General features: G+C 65.5%; 16 protein-coding genes, 1 tRNA gene and 1 pseudogene. 7 read left to right on the plus strand and 11 right to left on the minus strand.

Annotated features, from left to right (window positions below):
- Window positions 1–113 precede the first annotated feature (113 nt).
- Together ACIPPQ_RS18995 and ACIPPQ_RS19000 are read right to left on the minus strand one after the other, a co-directional pair.
- A complete protein-coding gene (locus ACIPPQ_RS18995) occupies window positions 114–2,027 on the minus strand; it encodes a TonB-dependent receptor domain-containing protein (RefSeq protein ID WP_446545621.1) in 1,914 nt (637 codons plus the stop codon).
- Entirely contained in the window at window positions 2,024–4,114 is a 2,091-nt protein-coding gene (locus ACIPPQ_RS19000) for a TonB-dependent siderophore receptor (protein WP_446545622.1), read from the minus strand. Before ACIPPQ_RS19000 ends, ACIPPQ_RS18995 begins: the two co-directional genes overlap by 4 nt.
- Before the next feature lie 180 nt (window positions 4,115–4,294).
- On the opposite strand from ACIPPQ_RS19000, the gene ACIPPQ_RS19005 reads away from it, so the two are divergent.
- The 7 genes and pseudogenes from ACIPPQ_RS19005 (at window position 4,295) to ACIPPQ_RS19035 (ending at window position 10,993) form a co-directional block, all read left to right on the plus strand.
- Window positions 4,295–5,035 carry an ABC transporter ATP-binding protein gene (locus ACIPPQ_RS19005; RefSeq protein ID WP_446545623.1) on the plus strand — a complete coding sequence of 247 codons (741 nt, stop codon included), beginning with the start codon at window positions 4,295–4,297 and terminating at the stop codon, window positions 5,033–5,035.
- Window positions 5,032–6,474 carry an ABC transporter permease gene (locus ACIPPQ_RS19010; protein ID WP_446545624.1) on the plus strand — a complete coding sequence of 481 codons (1,443 nt, stop codon included), beginning with the start codon at window positions 5,032–5,034 and terminating at the stop codon, window positions 6,472–6,474. Before ACIPPQ_RS19005 ends, ACIPPQ_RS19010 begins: the two co-directional genes overlap by 4 nt.
- Window positions 6,471–7,733: a DUF3526 domain-containing protein gene (locus ACIPPQ_RS19015; protein ID WP_446545625.1), complete on the plus strand. Its 1,263-nt coding sequence runs from the start codon at window positions 6,471–6,473 to the stop codon at window positions 7,731–7,733. The genes ACIPPQ_RS19010 and ACIPPQ_RS19015 overlap by 4 nt, the downstream gene beginning before the upstream one ends.
- Before the next feature lie 315 nt (window positions 7,734–8,048).
- Window positions 8,049–8,453: a MerC domain-containing protein gene (locus ACIPPQ_RS19020; protein ID WP_446545626.1), complete on the plus strand. Its 405-nt coding sequence runs from the start codon at window positions 8,049–8,051 to the stop codon at window positions 8,451–8,453.
- Between the two features lie 685 nt (window positions 8,454–9,138).
- Window positions 9,139–9,705: pseudogene (locus ACIPPQ_RS19025) on the plus strand (GTP-binding protein); the annotation flags it as partial.
- A 113-nt stretch (window positions 9,706–9,818) separates the two neighbouring features.
- The gene (locus ACIPPQ_RS19030) at window positions 9,819–10,376 is read left to right on the plus strand and encodes a GTP-binding protein (RefSeq protein WP_446545627.1); all 558 of its coding nucleotides are present in this window, start codon (window positions 9,819–9,821) and stop codon (window positions 10,374–10,376) included.
- The gene (locus ACIPPQ_RS19035) at window positions 10,373–10,993 is read left to right on the plus strand and encodes a DUF1826 domain-containing protein (protein ID WP_446545628.1); all 621 of its coding nucleotides are present in this window, start codon (window positions 10,373–10,375) and stop codon (window positions 10,991–10,993) included. The genes ACIPPQ_RS19030 and ACIPPQ_RS19035 overlap by 4 nt, the downstream gene beginning before the upstream one ends.
- A gap of 4 nt (window positions 10,994–10,997) precedes the next feature.
- On the opposite strand, the gene ACIPPQ_RS19040 is transcribed toward ACIPPQ_RS19035, so the two are convergent.
- From ACIPPQ_RS19040 to ACIPPQ_RS19080, 9 genes are all read right to left on the minus strand, one after another.
- Complete coding sequence (locus tag ACIPPQ_RS19040; RefSeq protein WP_446545629.1) at window positions 10,998–12,422, minus strand: tyrosine-type recombinase/integrase; 1,425 nt, start codon at window positions 12,420–12,422, stop codon at window positions 10,998–11,000.
- Window positions 12,423–12,570: 148 nt separating this feature from the next.
- A tRNA-Met gene (locus tag ACIPPQ_RS19045) sits at window positions 12,571–12,647 on the minus strand.
- A gap of 62 nt (window positions 12,648–12,709) precedes the next feature.
- Window positions 12,710–13,195: a 2'-5' RNA ligase family protein gene (locus tag ACIPPQ_RS19050; RefSeq protein WP_446545705.1), complete on the minus strand. Its 486-nt coding sequence runs from the start codon at window positions 13,193–13,195 to the stop codon at window positions 12,710–12,712.
- 231 nt (window positions 13,196–13,426) lie between these two features.
- A complete protein-coding gene (locus tag ACIPPQ_RS19055; protein WP_446545630.1) occupies window positions 13,427–14,179 on the minus strand; it encodes an alpha/beta fold hydrolase in 753 nt (250 codons plus the stop codon).
- A gap of 5 nt (window positions 14,180–14,184) precedes the next feature.
- On the minus strand, window positions 14,185–15,321 hold the full coding sequence (locus tag ACIPPQ_RS19060) for a Kelch repeat-containing protein (protein ID WP_446545631.1): 1,137 nt from the start codon (window positions 15,319–15,321) through the stop codon (window positions 14,185–14,187).
- A 32-nt stretch (window positions 15,322–15,353) separates the two neighbouring features.
- Window positions 15,354–16,286 carry an endolytic transglycosylase MltG gene (gene mltG, locus ACIPPQ_RS19065; RefSeq protein ID WP_446545632.1) on the minus strand — a complete coding sequence of 311 codons (933 nt, stop codon included), beginning with the start codon at window positions 16,284–16,286 and terminating at the stop codon, window positions 15,354–15,356.
- A gap of 4 nt (window positions 16,287–16,290) precedes the next feature.
- A complete protein-coding gene (fabF, locus tag ACIPPQ_RS19070; protein WP_327452458.1) occupies window positions 16,291–17,550 on the minus strand; it encodes a beta-ketoacyl-ACP synthase II in 1,260 nt (419 codons plus the stop codon).
- Window positions 17,551–17,720: 170 nt separating this feature from the next.
- The gene (locus ACIPPQ_RS19075; RefSeq protein WP_003039428.1) at window positions 17,721–17,957 is read right to left on the minus strand and encodes an acyl carrier protein; all 237 of its coding nucleotides are present in this window, start codon (window positions 17,955–17,957) and stop codon (window positions 17,721–17,723) included.
- Window positions 17,958–18,003: 46 nt separating this feature from the next.
- Entirely contained in the window at window positions 18,004–19,206 is a 1,203-nt protein-coding gene (locus tag ACIPPQ_RS19080; RefSeq protein ID WP_446545633.1) for a serine hydrolase domain-containing protein, read from the minus strand.
- Window positions 19,207–19,208 lie beyond the last annotated feature (2 nt).

The raw sequence follows: 19,208 nt of genomic DNA on the forward strand, positions 1-19,208 counted from the left end.
CATCGGTTCGATCGGCCTTTTGGTATCGAGGGTCATGCCAAGGAGCGACATCAGCCGAGGACAGGGAACCGAGACCGTCTCACGGGTCGAATTGAAGACATGCTCGCAGTTCGTTAGAAATCGGCGGTGAGCGAGGCGAGCACGCGGCGTCCCTGCATAGGCGCGAAGCCGCCGCCGCCGAAGACGCGCCAGCCATAAATATTGGCGATGTTGCGAATCTGGAGCCGGAACGTTGCGGGAATCCTGCCGAGGGCCGTGCGGTAACGCGCACCGATATCGATCGTCGTGCGCGCCGGGATGTCGAGACTGTTGTCGGCGCGCGCGATACGCTTCCCCTCGTGAAGGAACCGCAGATCGACGGACGCTCCGGCAAGGCCGGGAAGCCGATAGTCGGCGTTGAGGTCGACGAGCAGCCCGGTGCGGCCGATCGGCTTGGAGCCAAGCCGCTCCTCATCGACTGCCTGACCCGTCACCCGCGGACGCAGCAGCACCGCGCCGGCAACCAGATCAAGGCCAGGCAAGGGTTCGCCCGAAAGCGAGAATTCGGCGCCGCGATGGATGACCGTGCCGAGGATACGATAGACGCCGTCGCGGCTGTCGATCTCGAAATAGGGTTTGCGAATGTCGAACAGCGCGGAGACCAGCCGGATGCCGCCCGGAAAGGCATAGCGCAGCCCGATCTCCTTCTGCTTCGTGCGCAGCGCCGGCAGTGCCTCGTTGCGGTTGGCGGCGTTGCCCGGCGCGGTTCCGCTTTCCTCGAGCCCGCGCGTCACCGCGCCATAGAACGTCAAGCGATCGGTCGGGGTGATCGCCAGCGCCACGTTCCACAGCCAGGGCTTGTCGCGGCGCCGCTCAGCCGCTCGCCCAGGCTGTGCGATCGTCTTGCGATAGTCGGTGCGCGTCAGCCCGAGGTTGAGTTCGCCGACGCCGGGCCAGCGCATCTCATAGCCGATCGCGAGGCTTGTCTGGCGCACGCGATCTTTGGTGAGCGCGCCATAGAGGCGATCGGGCTCGGGCCGCGGAACGGGAACGCCGATCGTCGCGGGGCCGAGATCGGCGACATGATAGCCGCCATAGTCGCTCTGCTTGCGGCGCCCGCGTGCCGAAACAAGCAGGCGGTGGCGTGTCGCGCCCGCAGCGAAGACCCGGCTGACGCGAACCTCGCCCGAGGTCGAGGCGGCGCGCTGATCCTCGCCGCTGACGACGACCAGCCGCCCAAGCCCTTCGCGGTCGATCCCGTCGAAATAGAGCGAGGCATAATCGTCGCGCGTGAAACGGCTGTTGAACAGCCCTGCCGCGAGGTTCCATCCGCCGAGGCTCGCCTTTGCGATACCCCCATAATTCTGGCTGTGCCCGCTCCATTCGGCCCAGTCTTGGCCATAGAATAGCCGGCGTTCGACCTTGGCTGGCAGGAAGCTGCCGTCCGTATAGAGCGTCGGTGACTGCTCCTCGTCGCCGAAATCATAGCGTCCGAAGAAGCCGGTGAGTTCGACGCCATCAGCGGGGCGCCAACGCGCAACGCTGCCGTAGCTGACGAACCAGGCGCTCGCGCCGCTGACATATTCGTCGTCATAGAGGCCCAGATCGAGATTGATACCGAAGCTGTCGCTGATCGGGATAGCGGCGTCGGCAACGAAATCGGCGCCCAGATATTCACCGCTGCTGAGCCGCAGGCTCAATACAGGATCAACGCCAGCGCGGCGCAGGTCGGTATCGACAATCCCGGTCGGTGCGGGAAACGGATAACCGAATGCCGTAAGCCCAAGCCGGACGGTTGTGCCGCGCACGACAACGTCGGTGATGACGCCCGCCCGGTCGAAATAGAGTCCCTCGATCCGCGCATTGCCCGCATCATTGGCCGAAAAACCGCGCACCTCGCCGCTGGCATAGATGCCGACCGATTCGCTTCCGACGCTCTTGCCGAAGCCGTCCTCGGCCTCGCGCACCGCGTTTTCATCGACGCGCTGCGCTATCGCCGGGTCGGCAAGCACCAGCGCGAGCAGCGCCGAACCCCCGCGCCGGATCACAGGCCGATGACCAGCCGCGCGCGAACCGTGCCCGGCGCGCCGGGCGTGATCCAGGTGTCGCTGTACGAGCTTTCGAGATAATAAGTGTCGAACAGATTTTCGGCATCGAGATGGAGCCGAACCCCGGCGGCGAGTTGATAAGCGAGGTTGAACCGGGCGGTCACATAGCCGGGCAGACGGAAGCCGCTCGCGATATCGTCGCCCGGCCGCGCCCCAACATAGGTGATCCCGGCGCCGATACCGATCGAGCCCGGGGCATCGCCGTTCGACCGCCAATAGCCGTAAAGCGCGCCCGAATGTTTGGGAATGTTGTTGAGGCCGCTGCCGACAAGTGCCGGCCGCGTATCCTCGATCAGCTTCGCATCGGTATAGGCGTAGACGGCGGTGAGCGAGAGGCGATCATCGAGCCTCAGATTGGCGTCGAATTCGGCGCCCTTGCTACGCGCGCGGCCGGCGGCGATCTGGAAGCCGCCGTCCGCCGGATCGGTAACGAGGATATTGTCCTTCGTGATGCGGAACAGCGACAGCGTGCCCGTCAGGCGCTTGTCCAGCAGCGCATATTTGACGCCGCCTTCCCACGCCTCGCCGCGCTCGGGCGCAAAGGGCTCGGACGCCCTATCGACGCCCTGGTTGAACCGGAAGGACTTGCCCCAGCTGATATAGGCCGACACCTTGTCGTTCGGCGAAAAGGTGAGCGCCGCGCGGGGCGACGTTGCCGACGGACTTTGCCGATCGGTACGGTTGCTGCGATAATTGATATTCGCCTGGCGGATCCAGTCATGACGGATGCCGAGCAACAGGCTGAAACTCTCGCCAAGGCTAATCAGATCCTGCGCATAGAGGCTTTCGCCGCGCAGATGTTCGAGCAGGTCCTGATTGAGCGCCGCGACGGGTTTCGGCTGGACATAGATGGGCGCGAAGATGTCGATGTCGTAGGGGTTGGCGGCGGTCGGGCTGAACCGGAAAAAACGGCGGCGCTGGTCGTAGCTGAAGATATCGGCGCCAATACGGAGCTGATGCTCGAGCCCGAGCAGCGTACGGTTGACGCTGAGCTCGGCGCGGCCCGACCAGTCGTCCCAGCGATAATCGTGGATGCGAAGCTGGCGGCGCAGCCGGGTGCCGACGAGCAGGCCGTTGTGCGTCGACTGCCCGGTCATCTCGCCTTCGCGATACTGCACGCCCGCTTCGATCGCGATACCCTCGGCCAGGTCGACGGTCAGGCTGGCCTGATGCTGGCTGGTGCGCTGTTCGATCTGGCCATCATTCGGTTCGCCGAGGAAACGATTGCGCGGCAGTGCCTTGCCGTCGCCGTCCACCGCCACCAGTCCGCGATCGTGGGTGAAATGGACCAGATTATATTCGAGCTGATAGAGGAAGCGCACAGCGTCCGAGGGCGCCCAGGCGAGCGACGGGGCCAGCAGCAGTCGGTCGGACCGGTTGAAATCGCGGAAGCTGTCGCCAGCCTGATAGGCGCCGATCACGCGCACGGCGAGCCCGCCTGCCGCCGGCCCGCCGATGTCGAAGCTGCCGCGCGCCATGTCGAAACTGCCATAGGAAAGTTCGCCGCCAGCGTGGAAATGGTCCTGCGGCGCCTTGGTGACGATGTTGATCGACCCGCCGGGCTCGCCCTTGCCCGACAGCGCCGAGGCCGGCCCCTTCAGGACCTGGAAGCTTTCAACCGTCGCAATGTCGCGCCGCGCGTTGAAGCCGCGATTGGCGGTAAAGCGATTGACGAGCAGGTCGGGGCCCTGGTTAATATCGCCTGAAAAGCCGCGGATCGCGTAGGCATCCCACGCGCCGCCGAAGCTGTTCTGGCGCGCCATGCCGCCCGCAAGGTCGAAAAGCTGCGACAGGTCGGTGAAGCCCGTTTCCGCGATCAGCCTCTCGTCGAGGATGCGCACATTCTGCGGCAGCAGCAGCGGCTCGACATTCAGCCCGTTGATGCTGGCGTTGGCGGCGCGCGATCCGGTGATGACGATTTCGCTTTCCGCATCGGCCACTTCGGTCGTTTCGGCCAGCGCGACGCCGGGTACGCAGGCGCTCGCCACCGACAGCAGGCCGGCCGGCAGGTACAGGCTTCGACTCATTCTTTCCCCCTCGCGGCGCGCCGCGGTGTTCCGTTGCTTCGCGATGATATGATGTATCATCGGCGGCTCGCCTAAGCGCTGCCTGCTGGATGCGTCAAGTAAAATGAGATGGTATAACGTGATATTGACTTGCAGCGTCGCGGTCGGCAAGAGGCGCTCTCGCTTGACAGGAGACGATCGATGGACCCCGCCCGCCCGCTTCTCGAAATGCGCGACGTCACCGTCGCCTATGGTTCGCACCCTGTGCTGGACGGCATCTCGCTCAGCGTCGGCGCCGGTGAGATTTATGCGCTGCTCGGCGGCAACGGCGCGGGCAAGTCGACGACCCTCTCGACGCTGCTCGGTTTCATCCGGCCGACCGCGGGACGTGTCAGCGTCGCTGGCTTCGATCCGGCGGCCGAGCCCGACGCCGCGCGGCGGCAGGTCGCCTATCTGCCGGAAAATGTCGCGCTTTACGAACATTTGAGCGCGCGCGAAAATGTCGCCTATCTGCTCTCGCTTTCGGGCCAGCGCCATGCCGACGCCGAGATCGACCAGGCCTTTGCCGCCACTGGCCTGCAATCCGATGCGTGGGACAAAAGGCTCGGCGGCTTTTCGAAGGGCATGCGGCAAAAGGTCGCGATCGCGGTCGCGCTGCTCCGCCATGTGCCCGTGCTGCTGCTCGACGAGCCGACGTCGGGGCTCGACCCGCGCGCGACAGGGGATTTCAACCGGCTCGTCGCCAATGTGCGCGATCGCGGCGCCGCCGTGTTGATGGTCACCCATGACCTGCTGAGCGCCGCCGACATCGCCGACCGCATCGGCTTTCTGGAGGCGGGCCATATCGTCGACGAGGTGGCGGCGAGCGGGCCAGACCGTTTCGATGTTCGCGCTCTCCACCACAAGTTCGCCGCCGCACCGGCGGGAGCCATGGCGGCATGAGCGCGGCCTGGCTGGTCGCGCGCGACGAATTGCGGCTGATGCGGCGCAACCGCGTCGCGGTTATCGCCTTCGCGCTGCTGCTGCTGCTGACGCTCGTCGCCGCGGTCACCTCCTGGACGCACCAGCAGGACATCGCCGACCTCCGCGCGCGGTTCCAGAGCGAGGCCGACCAGGCGTTCGATGCACAGCCCGATCGCCATCCCCACCGCGTCGTTCATTACGGCCATTTCATCTTTCGCCCGCTCGGACCGCTCGCCGCCTTCGATCCCGGCGTCGACGCCTTTACCGGCAGCAGCATGTTCCTCGAGGGGCACCGGCAGAACACCGCCAATTTCGGCGATGTCCGCCAATCCTCGCTGCTGATCCGCTTCGGCCAGCTCACGCCCGCTTTCGTCCTGCAGATATTGGCGCCGCTGCTGCTCATCTTTCTCGGTTATGGCGCCGTCGCGCGCGAGCGCGAACGCGGGACGCTGCGGCAATTGCTCGTGCAGGGCATTTCGGCGCGCCAGCTCTTCGCGGGCAAGACGCTCGCACTGGGGCTCGTCGCGATCCTCGTCGGCCTGCCCGCGATGATCGGCTTTGCGCTCATCGCGGGGCAGCCGGGCGCGCTCGCCGGCCCGATGGCGGCGATCGCGCTGGGCTATGCCGCCTGGCTCTTCTTCTGGGCGCTGGTCGTGATCCTCGTGTCCGCGCTCGTCCGGCGCAGCCGCGACGCGCTGCTCGCGCTGCTCGCGATCTGGGCGGTCGGCGTCATCCTGCTGCCGCGGATCGCGCCCGACCTTGCCGGCCAGGCGCGCCCGCTCGCGACGCGGCTCGAAACCGACATCGCGATCCAGCGCGACCTGCGCCGGCTCGGCGACAGCCACAATCCCGACGATCCCTTCTTCGCGGCCTTCAAACAGAAAATACTCGATCAATATGGCGTGACGCGGGTCGAGGACCTGCCCGTCAACTATAAGGGATTACTCGCGATCGAGGGTGAGAAGCTGACCTCGGGCCTGTTCGACCGTTATGCGGCCGCGAACTTCGCGACGCAGGCCGAACAGAGCGCGATCATGCACGGCTTTGGCCTGCTCAGCCCGGCGATCGCGCTGCGCCGCCTGTCGATGGCGGCGGCGGGCACCGACCTTGCGGGGCACCGCCGCTTTCTGGGCCAGGCGGAGGCGTATCGGTTCGACATCGTCCAGCGCCTGAACGGGCTGCAGGCCGAAGCGGTCAGCTATGCCGACGACACCGCCAAAGACCCCGGCGCCGACCAGCGCAAGCGCGTTTCGGACAGCCATTGGAACGCCATTCCCGATTTCATCTTCCGCCCCGCGACCGGCACCGAACTGGTCCGCGCCGCCTTGCCCGGGCTCGCAATGATACTCGCTTGGCTGCTCGCGGCGATCGCCGCTGCCTGGTTCGTGGCGGGCCGACTGCAAAGGAACCCCCAATGAGCCCGATCCGCCACGAACTGCGCCTGCTCCTGCGCGCGCGGCTCGCCGCCGGTGCCCTGTTGCTGCTCGCGCTGCTCGCCGCGGCGAGCGTCGCCGCCGGGCTGACCGAGGTGCGCCATCAGCAGCAGGTGATCGAACGCATCGCGCCGCAGCAAGCCGCCGATGTCGCCGCGATCTCCCAATGGGTCAGCCAGATCGAGGATCCCGGCAGCGCCGCCTATTATACCTTCCATCCGACGTGGAATTCGCCCTCGTCGCTCGCGTTCGCGGCGCTCGGGATGCGCGATGTCGCGCCTTATATTTTGCGCGTCCGCGCCCTCGGGCTCGAGGCGCAGCTTTATGATGGCGAGAATTTCAATCCCGAGCTCGCGCTGCCCGGGCGCTTCGACTTTGCGTTCGTGCTCGTCTATCTGGCGCCGCTGTTCGCGATCGCGCTCTTCCACGACCTTCGCTCGTCGGAGCGCGAGGCGGGACGGCTCGTCATGCTGCAGGCGCTGCCGCGCGGCCGCCGGCTCTGGTGGCGCCGCGGCGTGCTGCGCTTCGCCTTCCTTTATGTCGCGCTCGCGCTGCCCTTTGCGATCGGCGCCATCGCCGCGGGCACCGGCGCCCTGTCCATCTTCGCGGTCCTCGCGCTGATCGCCGCCTATCTGGCCTTCTGGGTCGCGCTCGCGCTGCTCGTCGAGCGGCTGAACTGGAGTTCGGTGACCAACGCCTCCGCGCTCGCCGCCTGCTGGCTCGTGGTCACGCTCGTCCTCCCGACCCTCGCGCATGTCGCGATCAACCGCGCCATCCCGGTCGGACAGGGCGTCGAACTGACGCTGGCGCAGCGCGAGGCGGTCAACAAGGCTTGGGACATCCCGCGCGAGGCGACGATGGCGCGCTTCTTTGCCAGCCATCCCGAATGGCGCGACACGCCGCCGCTGCCTCCCGAATTCCACTGGAAATGGTATTTCGCTTTCCATCAGGTCGGCGACGAGAGCGTCGCGGATCGCGTTCGCGCTTATCGCGAAGGCCTCGAAGCGCGCGATCGCGCGGCGCGTGCGCTCGGCTGGGCGCTGCCGCCGGTCGGCATGCAGGCTGCGCTTACGCGCCTTGCCGAAACCGACCTGGCCGGGCAACTCGCCTATCAGGACCGCGTCCGCGCTTATCACGAGCAGCTGCGGCAATTCTATTATCGCTACCTGTTCAAAGACATCCCCTTCCGTGTCACCGATTTCGGCAAGGCTCCCACGTTCGAGAGCGACGCTCCCTCAAGATGACGCCGCGTTGCAAGATGGCCGACTATAACAGCCGGAAATGGTCGGCTTTCAGGCACCAACGCCATCCCTCCATTCAGCGAATAGCAGGCTCATGGCCATGCTTGGCCGATGTCCGGGACTAATATTTAAGATCGAGTATTGAGGTCGCTGCGCACGGGGGGCGTGTCAACCCAATGTGCACGGAAGGGCGACCACGAAGTAAAGCCCAACCGAAACAAATCCAAGCGGTTGTAGAAACTCTTTCAAATGGAGTCAGATGCAGCTATGGTATGTTATATCATTATCTCACGAAACCCATCGTAAGCCTGTTCACCAATGTCCGTCAGCCCAGTCTCTTCTCCAAAACCGCAGCGCTTCGCCGACAGCGTCGAAGGCGTGGCGATTTCCGCGTCGGCGCTTTGCCTCGTGCATTGCCTCGCGCTGCCGTTTCTTCTCCTGCTACTTCCAAGCGCCGCCGAAGCGTTCGTCCGTTCCGAGATATTCCACTATTTCGCCGTTGGACTTGTCGATCCCTTCGCGCTCGTTGCTCTCACGCTCGGTTATCGGCGGCACCATATGCTCGCGCCCGCGTTCGTTGGTTCAGCGGGAGCCGGCTTTCTTCTGCTCGCCCTACTGCCCGGCATCGACGGCAGTGCCGCACTCTGGATTACCGTCAGCGGCAGCTTCCTCCTTATCTTGGCCCATCTCATGAACTGGAGGCTTCGCTTCCATGGACCCTGACAGGCCCGATGTCGGAGGTGCTCACGGCGGCACGCTCCGACCCTCTACACGTGTCCGCCGCCGGTCCGGTGACCTCGAGCGACGGGTGATGGGGCATCTGCACGCGAGCAACCGGCCGCTTGGGGCCTATGAAATCGCACGCCAAAGCCCCCGCTCCGGATCGCCTCTCGCGCCCAACCAGATTTACCGCATCCTCGCCCGACTGGCAGCGTGCGGCGATGTGCAGCGGGTCGAATTGCTGTCAGCTCATCTTCCCACGCGGCGCGCATGCGCCGGTTTCATGGTGTTCCGCCATTGCCGTTCGGCCGAGACGTTCGATAGCAGCGAGGTCGCGGAGCGGGTCGATATAATGTGCCGAACCGAAGGATTCGCGGCATCAACCCTTATCGTCGAACTCGTTGGCATATGCCCTGACTGCGCCGCACGAACATCGACCAGGCCGCCCCGGAGCGATCGAGCGGCATGAGGACATTATTTGCCTTCCGCTCGCCCGCAGGGTGTGTGGTCCTGTTCGTGTCCACGGGCGCGGTGACGGCTTTCCGGTCGAACGCGTTCGATGATCCAGATGTCGCCCGGGCGGCAGCAGACGAACCCGGATCTTCACCGGCACCGGGAAACGAGCGGGGCCATGTATGTTTGCGTACCGCCGAACCCACTTACCCCAACCAATCAGAAAGAGGCTGACATGACATCTGCCGCCCCCCTCGCCCGGCTTCCCGTTACTGTCCTTTCAGGCTTTCTCGGCGCCGGCAAGACAAGCCTTCTCAACCATATTCTCTCGAACCGCGAAGGGCGGCGCGTCGCGGTAATCGTCAACGACATGTCGGAGGTCAATATCGACGCCGATCTCGTGCGCGGCGGCGAAGCCGCGCTGTCGCGCTCGCAAGAAAGCCTCGTCGAGATGACCAACGGCTGCATCTGCTGTACGTTACGTGACGACCTGCTGATGGAAGTGCGCACGCTCGCCGAGGAGGGCCGGTTCGACTATCTGGTGATCGAGAGCACCGGCATCTCCGAACCGCTACCGGTCGCCGCGACTTTCTCCTTCCGCGACGAGCGTGGCATATGCCTCGGCGACGTCGCGCGGCTCGACACGATGGTCACGGTCGTCGATGCCATGAACCTGCTCGCTGACTATTCGAGCGAAGATTTGCTGGCCGACCGCGGCGAGACAGCCGGGGAAGGAGATGCGCGCAGCCTCGTCAACCTGCTCGTCGAGCAGATCGAATTTGCCGACGTCGTGATCGTCAACAAGGCAAGCGCAGTCGACGCCGAGCAGCTGCGCGTGGTGAACAGGTCGTCGCGTCGCTCAATGCCGACGCGCATATCGTCGAGGCCGATTATGGGAAGGTCGAACTCGATGATGTGCTCGCCACCGGCCGGTTTGACGAGGAGCGCGCCGAGCAGCACCCGCTCTGGGCCAAGGAATTGTTCGACTATGCGAGCCACCGGCCCGAGAGCGAGGAATATGGCGTCGAAAGCTTCGTCTATCGCGCGCGTGCGCCCTTCGACCCCGCCAAATTCCACCGCTTTCTTACAGGCGATGCTCTCGACGAAATCATCCGCGCGAAAGGACATTTCTGGCTCGCGACCCGCACCGACTATCTGGGCGAACTGGCGATCGCGGGCAGGCAGAAAAGCGTTTCGCGGCTCGGCCGCTGGTGGGCCGCGGTGCCGAAGAACCGCTGGCCCGACGACAGCAGCTTCGAAGAGTTGGTGTTTCGCCACTGGAATCCCGTCTGGGGGGACCGGCGCCAGGAACTGGTGTTCATCGGCATTGGCATGGACGCCGCCACGATCCGCGCCGCGCTCGATGCCTGCCTGCTCGACGCCGAGGATTTCAACCCGGAACTCTGGACGACCTTGCCCGACCCCTTTCCTGCCTGGGGCGAAGCACAGCCGGTAGCAGAGCCGGCCGAATGACCGCCCTTGACCGCTCGCATGCTTTGGTCGCGGGGAATGCGGGGGTGCTCGAAGCGATCCGCGATCCCGATATATCGATCGCTATCTGGGAGCGCGGCACGCCGTACGCACTCGGCGACATACTCTCGCCCGATCTCCGGTCCGTGCACGTTTCAGCCAGCGCGGCCAACTTGCCCTTGGCCCTCACGCGCGCACTCGAAGCTGCCCGATATCCGCTCGGCGATGCCCGGGCGACGCTCGAGATGGACATTCTCGATCTCGCCCGGCGCTTTGCCGCGATCATGCGGGTCGCCGAAGTCGATATTCGGCTCGACCGGATCGCTGGCAACGCTTGTCGCAAGTTCCACGCCGACTATGTCACCGCGCGCCTGATCACGACTTATATAGGCCGCGGCACCCAATGGCTCGACGCGCACCCAAGCAAATCATGTGATTGCGACGAGCCGCACAATCTACGCGAAATGCGGGCCGGAGACGTCGCCATTTTCAAGGGCAGACACTGGGATGAGGACCATGCCGCCATCCATCGCTCGCCGCCTATTGCGGGCAGCGGCGAACAGCGCCTGCTGCTCGTCATTAATCCGCTCGAACAGCCCGGCCAGGGGACGCGAGCCTGATGCATTAGCGGGGCAAAGGCTCCCGCCCTTGCGAACCGAGCCTCGGCTTCGGAAGATCCCGCCTCCGGTCGGAGCGCTGCCAGAATGGCAGGTCCTCGGCGGGAAGAGGCGCCGCCGAAGGATTGCCTCGGGGAGGCGGAGACGCCGGCGCAAGGCGTGACGATACTCTCGTTTTCGTTGCCGGCGCGGCGCGCTGCCGGAGCCCGAATATCTCGTCCGCCCATTGCTGCAACATACGCCGGCGCGGCGTCAGATAGAGTGCGCTGTTATAAGCGCCTCGCACCTCATTTTCGTCGGCGTGCGCGAGCGCCATTTCAACCCAGTCGGGTTTGTAACATTCGGCCTCATTGGCCCATGTCGACCCCAGTCCCCTGAAACCATGCACGGTCTGACGGCCGCGATAGCCCATGCGATAACAGGCGAAGATCATGGTATTTTCCGAGATGGGATGGCCCGGCTTTTCGCCCCCGAACACAAAGTGTCCGGCCGATGAATGCCGCCGACGCAGCAACAGCTCCACGACCTGTGAGGAAAGCGGCACCAGATGCTCGCGGTCCATCTTCATCCGCTCTGCCGACAGGCGCCACAGCGGCATTTCGCTTTCGAGGTCCTCGAATTCATCCCACGTCGCAAAACGCGTTTCACTCGTGCGGGCCCATGTCAGCAAGGTGAACATCATCGCGTCGCGCGTGGTCTCACGGCGGCGCGCATCGGGCTCGCCGTCATAGGAGCGGATCGCCGCGACCAGTTCGGGGATCTCGGCGAGAGGCACCTTCGGCATATGCTTGACGCGCGGCTTCGGCCGCAGCGCATCGTTGATACTGGTCGTGGGATCGTTCGCGGCCCAGCCGCTCGCGATTGCGAAACGGAAGACCTGACCGATGCTCTGCTTCACCCGCCGGCTGACGTCGAGAGCGCCGCGCGCCTCGACTGCCCGGACGATCTCAAGCACTTCCGGGGCCGTGATGGTCTTGATGTCGCGCTTGCCCAGCACCGGGAAGACGTCGCGCTCCATCCGGCTCATCACGCGGGCCGCGTGGGCGGCATCGAGCGCCTCGCACCGATTCGCGTGCCAGGCCCGCGCTATCGGCTCGAAAAGCACCAGCGCAGGCGCCAGGCCCTTGTTGGCCCTCTTCTGCGCGCCAGGGTCTTTTCCCTCCGCGAGCAGCTTCTTGGCATCGCGCCGCATCTGCCGGGCAACGGCGGCCGAAACGGCCGGATATTTGCCGATGCTCAGTGTCTTTTCCTTGCCGTCGAAGAAATATTTGAGGCGCCAGAATTTCGAGCCGCGCGGGGTAACGAGCACATAAAGCCCTTCTCCGTCGAAGAGCTTGTAGTCGCGCGACCGCCGCGCGGCATATTTGATTTCGAGGTCCTTGAGAGCCATTGGGGTATATTCCTGCTGGGGTATTTGCAGAAAAATGCCCAAAATATACCCCGGGATCAAATTCCCGCAGCGGGACCTTGCAGGATGAAACCGGACGCAGAGGGGATAAGGAAGGCCCCAAAAATATTTGATTTCATTGCCAAAAGCGGACGCAATGGAACGAAATGGGACTTTGGGGGAAAAATGGTCCTGGTAGCGGAGGAGGGACTCGAACCCCCGACACGCGGATTATGATTCCGCTGCTCTAACCGGCTGAGCTACTCCGCCCCAAAAGGGTCGCCGCGTCGGGCGAGCCGCGCCTATAAGCAGAGCGTTGCCGCGGGTCAATATCATGTACGCACTCCGCGAAAATTGCGTGCGAAGGCCGGCTGCCACGGCCCGCCGAGATAATGATGCGCGGCGAGTCCGGCGATCATCAAAGGCCGTGGATGAAAGTCGGCGGCGAGCGCGCCCTGCAATCTTCGCGCTTCGGCGGCCGGGACCTTGTTCTGGACGGTGATATGCAGGCGCGGAACGCCCCGATCCTGCGCGGCGAGCGCGCTGGCGAAATGATCGGCGATGCGGTCGCGGACGGCCAGCAGGCCGGGACTTTCAATGCGAAAGGCAACACCGCCGCCGAGCGAATAGATTTCGCGCAGGTGCGCGGGAGGCGGCGGGGTATCCGCCGCGATCCGGCGAATCAGCCGGTCAAGCTCGTCGTGGCACGAGGGCGGCAACTGGTGGAACAGCGTGATATGCGCCGCCAGATGGTTGCGGTCGGGCGGAAAATGCGCGGCGCGGAGGCGATCGAAGACGCGCTGGTCCGCCGCACCCATCGTCGCGGTCACGATGATGGGCACGGCGCCAGCGGCCCGGAAGGGAGGGGGGATGACCGGGCCTCCTGTTTCGCGAAGGGATGGGCGCGACAATTTCGGGGGAATCTTGTCACCGTCCATGGGACGCCCTTCGTCGATGGACGCGCCCATGATCGAAAAGCGCCGCACGATCCAATCGATTAACCGGCTTAGAATGATCGACTATGACGATCACAAGGAAAAGCGCCTTGTTTACAGCCTGCTCCAGAAATCGCGGAGCGCTGCAGCGACCTCGGCGGGCCGCTCGGCGATCGCCCAATGCCCCGCCCCTTCGATCACGGCGAGCGGCGTACCGGTGTTCGCCGCAAAGCGCTGCGCCACCGAAAGCTCGACATAGGGATCACCCGCACCCCACACCAATGTGCCGTTCGCGGGCAGTTTGGCGATGTCGCGCGCCCAGTCGTGCTCGAAGCTGAGTCCCTTCGCCGAGCGATAGAGCTTCAGGATCGCGCGGCGCTTGTCCCTGTTCGCCCACTGCGCAGCTTCCTCGGCGGCGATGTCGGCTGGCATCCCTTGCGCCGCCAGCCCTCCGGCGAGCCTCGCGGGTTTGCTGAGCGCCATGAAGACTTCGCCGAGGACGGGCGTGTTCCAGATTCGCGCGAGCCGGTGACCGCGATAGTCGGGATCGATCACCGCGTTCGAAATCGCCCAGCTGCGGACGAGTTCGGGACGCAGCATCGCGACGCGCTGCGCGATCAGCGCCCCCCAGTCATGCCCGACGATATCGATCGGCCCGTGCGCCGCGAACAGCGCCTCGACCTCGCCCACCGCCCAATCGGCATAGGCTTCCTTGGTCGCGGGAAACCCCGCGGGCAGCGGACCGGTGAACCCCGGAAGCGCGGGCACCGCGACGGGCGTGTCGCCAAGGTCGAGCGCGCCGAGCAGCGGACGCCAGATCGCAGGGCTGTCGGGGACACCGTGGAGGAACAGCTTGGCGGTGGTCATGATAATCAGCCCCTTGGCAAATGGATGATCCAGCTTCGGTCGGTCGGCTCGATCCGCCCTTCGCGATAGCCGCCGGCGAGCAAGGCGGTCCGGGCGTCGGCGCGGACGAGCGTCATATAATTCCACTGCCCGCCGAGATCATAATCGAGCCGCCGGCCGGTGCCGCTGGCGACATTGAAGATTTCGGGGGCGGTGTCGCCCGCGGCGACGAGGACGCGGTTTCCGGGCAGCAACAGCAGGCCGTCACCGATCTTGAAGCGCGGGTCGGCGAGGTTGCCCGCGGGAATGAATCGCCCCGCCGCGACGTCGAACCGCTCGACCGAACGCAGCTTGCCGCCATAGTCGCGGACGTCCGATCCGCCGACAACCAATATGTCGCCATTGTCGAGGCGCAGCGCGCCATGCTTGTATCGTCCCCGCGCCATCGTCCCGGCGGCGCCGAACCGGCCGGTCGCGGGATCGAACAGCTCGGTGCTCGCCAACGCCTTCCGCGGTTCGCGATCGGGCCGCCCGCCCCCGGCCACCAGCACCCGTCCGTCGCCGAGCAGGGTCGCCGTCGCGCCGCTTCGCGCGGCGCCGAGCGACCCTGTCGCACTCAGGCGGCCCGAAGCGGGGTCGAAGATTTCCGCGTCGGAACGGACGTCCGCCCCGTCATAACCGCCGGCGATCAGGATGCGGCCGTCGGCGAGACGCGCGACCGCCGGGGCGTTTCGCGGCGCCGCCATCGCGGGTCCCGCGACCGACTTGCCCGTCGCGGGATCGAATATTTCGGTGGTCGCCGACACGCGCCCGTCGATCCACCCGCCAAGGACCAGCACCCGCCCGCCGGGCAGCGCGGCCACCGATGGCTGGATACGTTCGGCGAGAAGCTGACCACTACCCGCAAGCTCCATGCTGCGGGCGTCGATGATATCGACGGTAGCGCTGGCCGGACCAGCCTCGCAGCCCACGCGCACGCATCCTCCGATGGCGAGCAGGCGTCCTTCTCCGACGGCTATAAGCTGGTGGGTCGCGCGCGGCGCGCCCAGGCGCGGGCCGGACTCGATGCGGATCTCGCTCGCCTGTTCGGCCGCGCTGCCGCCGTTCGCCATGCAGGCGGTCATCGCCAGCGAAAGAAGCGCATAGATCGAAACATTCCGCATCGCACCTCTCCCCGCTGTCCGGCGATGGCCGCCTATTCCATCTCCCCGCGGTCGCGGCGGAGCTGATACCATTTCTGCACATTGGCATTATGTTCGGCGAGCGTGCGCGCGAAGATATGCCCGCCGTCGCCCTTGGCGACGAAGAAGAGATAGTCGTTCGCCTCGGGATCGAGCACCGCGGCGATCGACGCCTTGCCCGGGTTGGCGATCGGGCCCTTGGGAAGGCCGATCATGCTATAGGTGTTATAGCCGTTCACCGCCTGCATTTCGGAGCGCAGGATACGCCGTCCGAGCGGCTTGCCCTTGGTGACCGGGTAGATGATCGTGGGGTCGGCCTGGAGCCGCATGCCGACGCCGAGCCGGTTGGTATAGACCCCCGCGACGGTACGCCGTTCGGCGGCAACGCCGGTTTCCTTCTCGACGATCGACGCGAGCGTCATCGCCTCGTTGCGGTCCTTCACGGCCGAACGCGGCGTGCGCTTCGCCCACAGTTCGTTGAACGCCTTGTCCATTGCCGACTGCATCCGCTTCACCACCGCGGCGCGGCTTTCGCCCGTCGTGAAGGCATAGCTGTCGGGCAAGATACTGCCTTCGGCGGGCACCGGGATTTCGCCCTTCAGGCGCTTTTCGGCCATCAGCCGTTCCCAAACCATGATCGAGGGCATGCCTTCGGGGATCATGACGAGACGCTGGATCGTCTTGCCCGACTGGAACAGTTCGAGGATGTCGCCCGCGTCCATCCCCTTCTCGATCTTGTATTCGCCCGGCTTGATCGGATCGTCCGAGCCGAAGAAGCGCGCTTCGTTACGGAAGCTCGACGCAGAGACGAGCCCCGCGTCCTCGAGAATCTGCCCCGCTTTCGCAATGCTTGCGCCCTGCGGAATGACGACCTCGGCCTCCTTCGGCGCGCCGCCCGAACAGGCGGCGAGCGTCAGGGCCAGCAGGGCTGCAAGCAGCCAGCGCACGCGATCAGTCGACCGCCTTGACGATCAGGCTGGCGTTGGTGCCGCCGAAACCGAAGCTGTTGTTGAGCGCCGCGCGCACCTTGCGCTTCTTAGCGACCTTCGGGACGAGGTCGGCGCCCTCGGTGCCTTCGTCGGGATTGTCGAGATTGAGCGTCGGCGGCACGACCTGATCGCGGATCGCGAGGATGCAGAAGATCGTCTCGACCGCGCCCGCGCCGCCGAGCAGGTGGCCGATCGCCGACTTTGTCGAGCTCATCGAGACGTTGCCCATCGCGTCGCCGAACAGGCGCTTGACCGCGCCGAGTTCGATCGTGTCGGCCATCGTCGAGGTGCCGTGCGCGTTGATATAGTCGATGTCGGCGGGGGTCATGCCCGCCTTTTTCAGCGCCGCGCTCATCGAGCGGAAGGCGCCGTCCATTTCGGGATCGGGCGCGGTGACATGATAGGCATCGCCCGACAGGCCGTAGCCGACGACTTCGGCGTAGATTTTCGCGCCGCGTGCCTTGGCATGTTCATATTCCTCGAGCACGACGACGCCCGCGCCCTCGCCCATCACGAAGCCGTCGCGATCCTTGTCATAGGGGCGGCTCGCCTGTTCGGGGCGGTCGTTATAGGTCATGTTTAGCGCACGCGCCTGCGCGAAGCCCGCGATGCCGATCGGGCAGATCGTCGCCTCGGCGCCGCCCGCGAGCATGATGTCGGCATCGTCGTCGCGGATCATGCGCGCGGCATCGCCGATCGAATGCGCGCCGGTCGAACAGGCGGTGACGACGGCATGGTTCGGGCCCTTCAGGCCATATTTGATGCTGACCTGGCCCGAGATCAGGTTGATCAGGCGGCCGTGGACGAAGTGCGGCGAAACGCGGCCCGGCCCCTTTTCCGCGAGCAGCAGGCTTTCGCTTTCGATGCCCGGCAGGCCGCCGATGCCCGAGCCGATCGAGCAGCCGGCGCGCACCTGCTGTTCCGGGGTCAGTTCGGTGAGGCCGGCGTCCTCGAGCGCCTGTCCCGCGGCGTCGATGCCGAAGATGATGAAAGGATCGACCTGGCGCTGCACCTTGTGGTCGACGCGCTTGCCGGGGTCGAAGCCATATTCATGGTCGGGTCCCTTGACCTCGCACGCGATCGTGCATTTCTGGTCCGACGCATCGAAATGGGTGATCGTGCCCGCGCCCGATTTGCCGGCGATCAGATTTTTCCAGGTGGTTTCGACATCGGCGCCCAGCGGCGTCACCAAACCCAAACCTGTCACCACAACCCGGCGCATAATCATTCCTTTCATCGGCCCCTGCCCCCGCAGCGAGCCGCGTCAATTCCTAAAGACGCATATCCATAAAAAAAGCTTCCCGGCCACTGCGCACGAGCGCTCGGGACCGGGAAGCCGGAAATGCGTGGGCGGCGTTGCCGCCGCATCCGGCCACGCCGGATCGCAGGGCTTTAGCCCTTGTTCGCTTCGATATAGTCGATCGCATCCTTGACGGTGGCGATCTTTTCCGCCGCATCGTCGGGGATTTCGACACCGAATTCTTCTTCGAACGCCATCACCAGCTCGACGATATCGAGGCTGTCGGCGCCCAGATCGTCGATGAAGCTCGCTTCTTCGGTGACCTTGTCGGCTTCGACGCCCAGATGTTCGACAACGATCTTTTTAACCTTTTCGGCCGAATCGCTCATGCACAGTTCCTTTTTTCTGACTATGTCGTGAATGTTGAAAATTGCCCTAGTGCGCGTGGGCGGGGCTGGCAAGAGGGCTGGCTTCGGTGGTGCGGCGAAGCGCCGCATCGACCAAGACTTCCTCCGCAGCGCTATATGCCGACCGTGTCCCTTTCTGCCCCTCCGGCACCTGCGTGACGAAATAGGCAATGCCCTCGCCACCTTCAAGGTCGAACCACAGCCCGGACCGCAATCCATAGGCATCGCCAGAATGGCCGAGGCGCAAACGCCCGTCGCCGAACAGGTCGTCGCGGCACGCCGGATCGGATAGCGCCGGGCCGCCCGTGCTGTGCATGGCTATGCCATATTCGCAGAAAAACCCGCCGGTCCCCTCGCCGCTGGTCGGATGCACGCGCGCCATCGCCTCCAGCCGTGCGAGGCTTTCGGGTTTGAGGAAATTCTCGCCGCGGCGCAGCAGCATGACGCCGACGCGCGCGAGGCCGTTCGCCGAGATACGCAGTCCCCCTTGTGGGCTGAACCCCGCCCCGTGGCGCGCGAGGCGATAGCGCGCGAGGTCGCAGCTGCCATCGGCGGCCGGAACGACCGGGCACGATGGCCGCGCGCCTTGCAAATCGTCGCGCACGACCGCACCGTCGGCGCCGCGAAGCGTGACCGCCCGCGCGACCGCCGCGTCGCTGCACGTCGGCCAGTTGAAGCAGGCGTCGAGGCCGAGCGGCTGCATGACCAGCCGCGCCATTGCCGCATCGAAACGCTCGCCCGTCACCCCCTCGATCGCCGCCGCGACGACGGGATAGTTGAGGTTCGCATAAGCGAAATCGCCGGCGGGCGGACGCGCGGCGTCCCAGGCGGCCGGATTGCGGAGCGCTGCTTCGAGATCGGCGTCGAGCGGCAGCGCATAGTCGACATTGTCGGCGAGCCCCGAGCGGTGGCCGAGGAGCTGCGCGAGCGTTATCGGGCGATCGGGATAGCCCGGATGGCGCAGCCGCCAGCCCAGATAGTCCGACACATCGCGGTCGAGATCGAGCTTTCCCGCCTCGACGAGGCGCAACACCCCGAGCGCGACGACGAGCTTCGAGATCGACGCGATGCGAACCGGATCGTCGGGGGTCAGCGGCCGGCTATTCGCGGCATCGGCGAACCCTTCGGCGACGCGCGTCTCGATCCGCCCTTCGCGGTCGAAACGCACCGCGACCGCCGCGGGCGGCGGCGGCGCGGCGGCGAGCGTCAGCAGGGCCAGTGCGGTGAACATCG

Source organism: Sphingopyxis sp. LARHCG72, from assembly GCF_052871675.1.

Coding starts and splice junctions, on each gene's coding strand:
- ACIPPQ_RS19005 (WP_446545623.1), top strand. CDS start 4,295: ATGGACCCCGCCCGCCCGCTTCTCGAAATGCGCGACGTCACCGTCGCC.
- ACIPPQ_RS19055 (WP_446545630.1), bottom strand. CDS start 14,179: ATGACCACCGCCAAGCTGTTCCTCCACGGTGTCCCCGACAGCCCTGCG.
- ACIPPQ_RS19075 (WP_003039428.1), bottom strand. CDS start 17,957: ATGAGCGATTCGGCCGAAAAGGTTAAAAAGATCGTTGTCGAACATCTG.
- ACIPPQ_RS19010 (WP_446545624.1), top strand. CDS start 5,032: ATGAGCGCGGCCTGGCTGGTCGCGCGCGACGAATTGCGGCTGATGCGG.
- ACIPPQ_RS19015 (WP_446545625.1), top strand. CDS start 6,471: ATGAGCCCGATCCGCCACGAACTGCGCCTGCTCCTGCGCGCGCGGCTC.
- ACIPPQ_RS19000 (WP_446545622.1), bottom strand. CDS start 4,114: ATGAGTCGAAGCCTGTACCTGCCGGCCGGCCTGCTGTCGGTGGCGAGC.
- ACIPPQ_RS19080 (WP_446545633.1), bottom strand. CDS start 19,206: ATGTTCACCGCACTGGCCCTGCTGACGCTCGCCGCCGCGCCGCCGCCG.
- ACIPPQ_RS19050 (WP_446545705.1), bottom strand. CDS start 13,195: ATGGGTGCGGCGGACCAGCGCGTCTTCGATCGCCTCCGCGCCGCGCAT.
- ACIPPQ_RS19020 (WP_446545626.1), top strand. CDS start 8,049: ATGTCCGTCAGCCCAGTCTCTTCTCCAAAACCGCAGCGCTTCGCCGAC.
- fabF (WP_327452458.1), bottom strand. CDS start 17,550: ATGCGCCGGGTTGTGGTGACAGGTTTGGGTTTGGTGACGCCGCTGGGC.
- ACIPPQ_RS19035 (WP_446545628.1), top strand. CDS start 10,373: ATGACCGCCCTTGACCGCTCGCATGCTTTGGTCGCGGGGAATGCGGGG.
- ACIPPQ_RS19060 (WP_446545631.1), bottom strand. CDS start 15,321: ATGCGGAATGTTTCGATCTATGCGCTTCTTTCGCTGGCGATGACCGCC.